The organism is Enterococcus songbeiensis (genome assembly GCF_005405265.1).
GTDB lineage: Bacteria > Bacillota > Bacilli > Lactobacillales > Enterococcaceae > Enterococcus_C > Enterococcus_C songbeiensis.
This window is the reverse complement of the sequence record NZ_BJDS01000035.1, coordinates 1-6954: the sequence shown is the minus strand read 5'-3', so window position 1 is coordinate 6954 and position 6954 is coordinate 1. Positions and strand designations below refer to the sequence as shown.

Genomic DNA, 6954 nt, shown 5'->3' with positions numbered 1-6954 from the left:
ATTATTGGGAATCCCAGCTTAAATCATAGATACCGTAAGGGATTTTATTCTTTATTTAAAACTTTGCAACAGAACCAGATTATTTATACTTACATAAGTTATTTAAAAATAAACGTAATAACCTTTAAAATTATGTTGACCAAAAGGTTATGATGTTGTAGAATTCAAATAGGAAAACAATGAAAGGCCTACCAAAATGAAAGGAGTATTAAATGAAAGGATTAAATAAGACGTCTTCAATACCTTTATATATCCAATTGAAAGAGATTCTTATTGAATATATAGAAAACAACATGACCATTGGAGAAATCCTACCTACCGAAAAAGAATTAGAACAAATATATGGTGTTAGTCGTATGACTGTCAGGAATGCCATTGATGAATTGCAACAAATTGGTGTAGTAACAAAGCAACAAGGTCGTGGAACATTTGTCAATCAAAACAAAATGACTCAAGATGTTGGAACAATCTTTAGTTGGTCAGAGGAGATGGGGGTTAAGCAAAAGGAATCGACTACCTTAGAGACAACCATTCAAGAAGTTGAACCTTCACGCAAGGTTAGAGAATCGCTAAAGTTAGTTCCTGGTGAAAAAGTAATTATGGTTTCAAGAGTAAGGGCCGTTAATGAGGAACCAATTGTTATTATGACTAATTATTTAAAATCAAAATGCGTGCCTGGTTTAGAAAAAAATGGTTTATCTTCTGGATCATTGTATAAAGACCTTGAAGAAATCTATGGTGTTTTTCTAGAACATGCTGAAGAAGTTATAACTGCAAGATCTGCAACTGCGTATGAAGCCGCAAAACTAAATATTCCGGAAGAAGCCGCAATTCTTCATGTTCGACGAACTTCCTTTATTAAAAATAGGATACCTGTTGAAGTCGTAGATATGTTGGTTCGTGGGGACCGATACGAGTACTTTGTGGAATTAGATGGGCGAAAGAAAAAACATATTATTTCATGATGTGAAAAGGAGACTCATAGATGTTACCAATAAAATTAGAGCAAATTCAGTTAGACGTAGATCTTCAAACACCAGAAGAAGCTATTCGTTTTGCTGGAAATCTTTTGCTTAAAACCAAAAGTATTGAACAAAGCTATATCGAAGAAATGGTACGAGGATTTGAAGAATTAGGTCCCTATATTGTCTTAGCTCCTAACATTGCTATTCCACATGCACGTCCAGAATTTGGTGTCAATGAGCAATGTTTAGCTTTTGTACGAGTGAAAAAACCTATCTCATTTGGCCATCCTCAAAATGATGACGTACAACTAATTATTCCAATAGGTGGAATTGATAAAAATTTCCATATTTATATGCTCCGAGATTTAAGCGCTATCTTAATGGATGAAGAAAAAATAAGTCGATTAAAAGAATCCAACGATAAAATGGAAATTTACAATATTTTGAAAGGAGAAGGTCAATGATGAATGTTCTTGCTGTTTGTGGAATGGGGTTTGGTACTAGTTTAATGCTACTAATGGAGGTCCAAGATATTGGTAAAAAACATGGCTTTACTATTGGTGGAGAAGCAACTGATTTGAGTAGCGCAAAGGGGAAACATGCTGACTTAATTATCGCATCAAGTGAAATCGCTCAAGAACTTGAGAGTGACAATACAGTAGTTGTTCCAATCATTAATCTATTGGACAAAGTAGAGATTGAAGAGAAAGTATTGCCCCATATTCAAAAATTCTATGCTTAGGGAGGTTTTATTATGTTGAGTTTTATCACAGGTATCTTATCAACGCCAGCTTTTATATTAGGAATTATTGCTGCAATTGGATTGATAGCGCTTAAAAAATCTGGTTCGGATATTATCAAAGGAACCCTTAAAACGATTTTTGGTTTTATTATGTTACAACAAGGCTCAAATATCATAGTAAATAGCCTCGTTCCATTTAGTCAAATGTTTGAAAATGCATTTAATTTATCCGGGGTTATTGCAGAAGACAATGCAATCGCTGCTGCTGTGCAAAGCGTTTTAGGAACTGAAACTTCTTTAATTTTAGTCTTCGGGTTTATTATTAATGTCATTTTAGCCAGAATCACCAAATGGAAATACATTTTTTTAACTGGTCATATGATGTTTTCTTTTGCAGCTACCATGGCAATTGTTTTTGATCAAATGGGTATTCGTGGTTGGCAAGCAATTCTATTTGGATCATTAGCCCAAGGGATTTCGAGCATTGTTTTCCCAGCTATGGCACAACCTTTTGTTAGAAAAGTGACAAATAATGATACTGTAGGATTCGGTTTTTGGGGGAGTTCTCTAGTTTGGCTGAGTGGTTGGATCGGTGGGAAATTAGGAAATAAAGAGCATTCCACTGAAACCATGAACGTGCCTAAACAAATAGACTTTTTAAAAGAAATGTCTATTCTAATGGGAATAGTAATGGTAATTATTTATTTCGGTACTTCCCTATTCGTAGATCAATCAGTCATGAATGAGATTGCAGCCGGCCAAAATATTCCATTATTTGCAATTATGCAAGCGCTAACCTTTGTTGTTGGGATTTTAGTCCTACTTCAGGGTGTTCGAATGTTTTTAGGTGAACTTGTTCCTGCATTTAAAGGAATCAGTGAAAAATTGGTGCCAGGAGCGAAACCGGCGCTTGATGTTCCTATCTTTTACTCATTTGCTCCTACTGCAACGACAATTGGTTTCTTATTCGCGTTAATTGGCGGGTTAGTTGCTACATTTGTATCAACAATGCTTCCAGTAGTCGTTCTTCCGTCTGTAATTGGCTTATTCTTCATGGGCGGAGCTGCTGGTGTTTTTGGAAATGCAATGGGTGGACGTAGAGGAGCAATTATTTCTGGATTAATTCTAGGATTTACATTCCAGTTGATTGTTGCTGTCGCATACCCAATTTTAGGATTAAGCAGTTATGGAATTAGTGGTCTTTGGTTTGCTTCAACTGACGCAATTATTGTCGTAGTTATTATCCGACTAATTGGTACATTATTTGGAATTCCATTATAAATTTAGGAGATGAATTGAACATGACAGGAAAAATTAGAACAGTTTTAGGAGATATTGACAGAGAAAAACTAGGCTTTACTTATTCGCATGAACATTTATGGTGTTGTCCACCTCCTCAACAAAAGGACCGAGATTTTGAGCTTACAAATTACGATGCTTCTTTAGCCGAACTAAAGACTTTCAAAGAGATTGGCGGTGAAACATTAGTAGATGCTTCAACGCTTGATTACGGAAGAGATGGCAATAAATTAAAGAAAATGTCTGAAGAAAGTGGCGTAAATGTTTTAGGTGTTACTGGTTTCAATAAACATATTTATTTCGATCAATGGGTCGAAGATGAAACAATTGATCAAATTGTAGATCGGTTAGTTCACGATATTCAAGTCGGAATGGATGGTTCTGATGCTAAAGCGGGTATTTTAAAAGCAGGCTCTTGGTATAATGTCATTCATCCATTAGAAGAAAAAATTACTCGGGCAGTTGCTCGTGCACAATTAATTACTGGTGCGCCCATTTGGCTACACACAGAAGCTGGTACTATGGGGCTTGAAATGCTTGATATTTTAGAAGAAGAAAAAGTAGATTTAAGTGTAGTGGGCGTTGGTCATAGTGACCGTAATGCTGATCCATATTATCATTTAAAAATCGTTGAAAGAGGTGCCTATATTCAATTTGATGGACCTGGAAAAGTGAAATATTATCCAGATAATATTCGCATTGAATTAATCAAAAATATTCTCGAACATGGTTACGGAGACAAATTACTAATTTCCGGAGATATGGGAAGACAAAGCTACTTACATGCCTATGGTGGTGGACCTGGATTCAGATATATTAAACAAAAATTTATCCCTCGTATGTTGGATCAACAAATTTCTGAAGCTGCAATTCAACGAATCTTTTATACAAATCCAGCCGACTGGTTATCAAAATTCTAGGAGGGGTAACGTGGAATTAAGCAAGTTGATTGCGATTATTCGTGACGTGGATGCAGTAGACGTAATTCCAATTGTTCGCGTGCTAATTGAAGAGGGAATCTCTACAGTAGAAGTGTCATTGAGTAATGAAGAAAAAGGATTACAATGTATCGAAAAATTGGCCAAAAGCTTTGATAAGGAAGAACTATTTCTTGGAGCTGGAACAGTCATAAATGAGAAACAAATGGAACAAGTAGTCCATGCCGGTGGGCAATATATAATCACGCCTGGTTGGAATAAGGAATTGGTTAAAAAAGCGCTAGAAAAGCAACTGACGGTCTTTCCAGGGGTTTATTCACCAGGTGAAATCGCTGAAGCGGTTGAACTTGAGATTGATTATCTTAAATTCTTCCCTATCAATGGAGTAAATGAGGACTATTTAAAATCACTCCGAGGTCCTTTCCCTAAAATTAATATTATTGGTGTCGGTGGAATTTCTCCAATGAATATTCCGTTCTATCAAGAATTAGGAATCCAGCATTTTGGTATTGGGAGTGAGCTTGTACCTAGAGGGGCTGGCCAAAATGATTTAGAAAAAATTAGAGCGAATGCAAAACAATTTAAACAAGCAATCGAAAAGGAGGGTAGCATATGACTACAGAAGAACATTTGATGATTAATATGACAAGAGATGAAGTAAAAGAATCTTTAGAAAAATTTCCTGTTGTAATTCTACCTATGGGAGCTACTGAACAACATGGGCATCACCTACCTTTAGGAGTAGATATTTATTTAGCAGAATACTTTGCCAAAGAAGTTTCAAAAGCTACGGGCGCGCTTGTAGCACCATCATTACCTTTCGGTTATTCATGGGTTTGGCGAGATATTCCAGGAACTATTTCTCTTCAACAAGATCATGTAGAAGAAATCATCAAAGATGTTGCCCACAGCGTATCTCGTTATGGTGGTAAAATGCTTGTGCTTATTAATGGACATGATTCAAATAATTCATCAATGAAGTATGCTGTCCGAGAATTAGAAGACGAATTAGATATTCCTGTCATTTATCTTTTTTATCCGAATCTAAGTGAAGTGTTTAAAAATTACGGAGAGTCTGCTACATGGAATGGAATGATTCATGCATGTGAGTTTGAAACTTCTTTAATGTTAAATGCGCAAGAGCACTTAGTTGATTTGTCAAAAGCAGTTAAAGAGTATCCTGATACTCCAGACTTGTACGGAATGTCAACAATCTCATTGGGTGATTTGAGTACAAGTGGTGTTTTCGGAGACCCAACAATTGCAACAAAAGAAAAAGGACAAAAAATGGCAGCTATTTTTTCTGAAAAAATGAGCAATTTAGTGTCTTCTGCTTATAACGATTTTGTTTTAAAAAAATAAAAATATTCTATATGTTTTTGTAAGTTTATTCGGGCTCTTTGTCAAATGGTGTTGTTTTGACTAAATCACACTTTAGGAAATGCTTCGGCATTTCCTTTTTTGCGTTATTAAATGATCTCACAGATATTTTGCTGGATGAGGACACGCATCCGAAGGTGACGGAAAGTCCGGAATCCAAAAGCTATTCTTTTGATTACTTTGATAAGGTTGTTCTTTCCCTCCAGTTTTCCGTTTGAATAGGGATATTTTAAAGAGTTTGTGATGGCTTCTTTGTGCTTTCTCAGGTAACGAATCGCTTTTTTAAACCCCTCGTTCATTGAATGTGGCAATGATTCAATCAAGTCGAAGAATTCAGTGAAATCTTTTGCATCAAAAGCAGCTAACAATTCTTGATAGACCTCATAGCTTTGTCGCAATTGGTCATCTATGGACAATAGGTAATCAAGCACCTCAGATTCTGTTAGGTATTTCCGATGGAAAAGGGGAAATTGCTTGAAGGAGGTGTAGTTTAACTTCGCATTTTTCTTCAGGATCGTTCGCCAATACTTTTTCAACTTTCTGTAGTCTTTTTGAGCTTGTGGATCGCTTTTCTTCAACTGATTCATTGTCTGAATCCGTTGTTTATTAAAGGCACGCGTAATTTGTTGGATGACGTGGAAACGGTCGATTGAGATTCGTGCGTTTGGAAAGACTTCCTTAGTCACTGCATCGTAAGAGGCATTCATATCCATAACAATATGTGTGACACGTTTTCTGGCTTTTAAGGTAAATCGTTGGAAGTATGCCCGTAGTTTAAAGTTGCGTCGGTCGTCTAAGATATCGAATATTTTGCCAGTATCCGCATCGCTGATAATAAAGCACATGGCACCTTCACAATCGCTGGTTCCTTTAAATTCATCAATTAGAAGATGTTTGGGAAGGTAATTAGGCTTTTTACGAGGCTCCTCAAAGAAGCTGTCTAAGACACGTTCAACGGTTTTTGTGGAAACGAAGTATCGCTGTGCAATATCTTTCATTGAGATCTTTTTCTTCAAATCCACGGCAATCGCAAATTTTAAGGCCTGCGAGATGTAACAATTCTCCGCTACATAATAGGTTTTGGCAGAAAAAGTATGACGGCATCGGGTGCAGCGAAAACGTTGTTTATACAGGTGTAGATAGGTTGGTACCTCTTGATAGGGAAGCAACTGAATCCAACTGTCTTGGTAAGAATGGCGGATGACAGAATCAAACCCACAATACTCACAACGAGGAGCTTCTCCAGTTAGTAAGCCGGTAAACACATTGGCCATCCGGCCATGAACCAGATTACCTGTACCAATGATGGTTTATATTTGAATCTTGAGGTTCTTTCACTATTTAATGGAATGGCAATATTGTTTTCTTGTAACTATGATTCTATTCATTTATATCTCCTCTTTCTTCAATTTCTATTTCAATCTTAGCTATCGTAAATATTTTTATAGATATTGTTTTTCAGAAAATACGAAACTCAAAATCCTTTTCATCTACTCCCTCTTAAAAAAAAAATATCTTGTTGGAATTTGAAGCTGATTACTTTTTTAAATTATTATTAATTGTTAAATTAAGTTAGACAAGTCCTCTTTGCTTATGTGACTCAAGAATACTTCTATTGGTGTTTTATAGT

At 36.1% G+C, this 6954-nt stretch carries 7 protein-coding genes and 1 pseudogene; 7 read left to right on the top strand and 1 reads right to left on the bottom strand.

Translation table 11 applies throughout. The annotated features are described in order from the left end of the window. Positions 1-212: 212 nt before the first annotated feature. Genes FFM66_RS11245 through FFM66_RS11215 form a run of 7 tightly spaced genes read left to right on the top strand, consistent with a single transcriptional unit; the run spans position 213 to position 5306 of the window. Positions 213-965, top strand: a complete 753-nt coding sequence (locus tag FFM66_RS11245; RefSeq protein WP_137605963.1) for a GntR family transcriptional regulator — start codon at positions 213-215, stop codon at positions 963-965. Positions 966-985: 20 nt separating this feature from the next. After that, a complete protein-coding gene (locus tag FFM66_RS11240; RefSeq protein WP_137605962.1) occupies positions 986-1429 on the top strand; it encodes a PTS sugar transporter subunit IIA in 444 nt (147 codons plus the stop codon). Further along, positions 1426-1707, top strand: a complete 282-nt coding sequence (locus FFM66_RS11235) for a PTS sugar transporter subunit IIB (RefSeq protein WP_212741320.1) — start codon at positions 1426-1428, stop codon at positions 1705-1707. Before FFM66_RS11240 ends, FFM66_RS11235 begins: the two co-directional genes overlap by 4 nt. Before the next feature lie 12 nt (positions 1708-1719). Continuing rightward, positions 1720-2988 carry a PTS ascorbate transporter subunit IIC gene (gene ulaA / locus FFM66_RS11230; RefSeq protein WP_137605961.1) on the top strand — a complete coding sequence of 423 codons (1269 nt, stop codon included), beginning with the start codon at positions 1720-1722 and terminating at the stop codon, positions 2986-2988. 20 nt (positions 2989-3008) lie between these two features. Next, a complete protein-coding gene (locus FFM66_RS11225; protein WP_137605960.1) occupies positions 3009-3926 on the top strand; it encodes a phosphotriesterase family protein in 918 nt (305 codons plus the stop codon). Positions 3927-3936: 10 nt separating this feature from the next. Then, entirely contained in the window at positions 3937-4560 is a 624-nt protein-coding gene (locus FFM66_RS11220; RefSeq protein WP_171000840.1) for a bifunctional 4-hydroxy-2-oxoglutarate aldolase/2-dehydro-3-deoxy-phosphogluconate aldolase, read from the top strand. Then, positions 4557-5306 (top strand): creatininase family protein, encoded by a 750-nt coding sequence (locus FFM66_RS11215; protein WP_137605958.1) that lies wholly within the window; start codon positions 4557-4559, stop codon positions 5304-5306. The genes FFM66_RS11220 and FFM66_RS11215 overlap by 4 nt, the downstream gene beginning before the upstream one ends. Positions 5307-5413: 107 nt before the next feature. On the opposite strand, the pseudogene FFM66_RS11210 reads toward FFM66_RS11215, so the two are convergent. Beyond that, positions 5414-6610: pseudogene (locus FFM66_RS11210) on the bottom strand (ISL3 family transposase); the annotation flags it as partial. Between the last annotated feature and the right edge of the window lie 344 nt (positions 6611-6954).